1 protein-coding gene and 1 pseudogene are annotated in these 731 nt (G+C 43.8%); one reads left to right on the top strand and one right to left on the bottom strand.

Annotated features, from left to right (window positions below):
* Positions 1-372 (bottom strand): class I tRNA ligase family protein (locus AC3LHT_RS07160; protein ID WP_488662417.1); only part of this gene is annotated, 372 nt, incomplete at its 3' end.
* A 93-nt stretch (positions 373-465) separates the two neighbouring features.
* Between AC3LHT_RS07160 and AC3LHT_RS07155 the strand changes: the two are divergent.
* A pseudogene (locus tag AC3LHT_RS07155) lies at positions 466-731 on the top strand (HD domain-containing protein); the annotation flags it as partial.

Raw genomic sequence — 731 nt, 5'->3', positions numbered from 1 at the left:
CCGGGCTCGGTACTTTTTTGCCCAATCCCAGACAAGCTCGAGAAATTTTTCACGCCCGAGATCATCCCGATGAATCCCTTTTTTGGCAAGGTCTTTTTCCACAGCGTTTTGAGTGGCAATTCCCGCATGGTCTTCACCTGGAACCCAGAGTGTGTTAAAGCCTCTCATACGTTTGTACCTTATGATGATATCCTGTAGGGTCAGGTTCAAAGCATGACCCATATGAATGGTACCAGTTATATTTGGTGGTGGAATAACTACCGTGAAGGATTCACCATTTCCACGCGGTTTGAAGTACCCATTTTTGTTCCATAAGTCGTACCACTTATCCTCGATTTTTGAGGGATCGTACCTAGTACTTAACTGTTCCATTTTCTCCCTCCTTTGCAGTTTTGCAATGATTATAACATGCTAATGCTATAATTGTTGCGAAGGCTTTTTTACAACCAGAGGAGATGGATTCTTGTGTATTTCAAGGTCTCGAGGGATCCAGTTTACACCGAAATATACCTTTATCCGCTTGAAATACTTTTCATGGATACCAGGCCTGTCCAGAGACTCAAATTTCTATCTCAACTCGCAGGGGCGGAATCTGTCTATCCTGGAGCTACTCATACGAGATTATCACACTCCATGGGAACTATGCATATTGCAGGTATGTATGCCACACATCTCTTTCCTGAAGCCCCGGGAAAGGAAGGATTTTAAAAATTGCCCGGGTTCCTTACGAT

The sequence above is a fragment of the Kosmotoga sp. genome, from assembly GCF_982836095.1.
The sequence above is the reverse complement of the archived record's forward strand: the minus strand, read 5'-3'. Positions and strand labels throughout refer to the sequence as shown.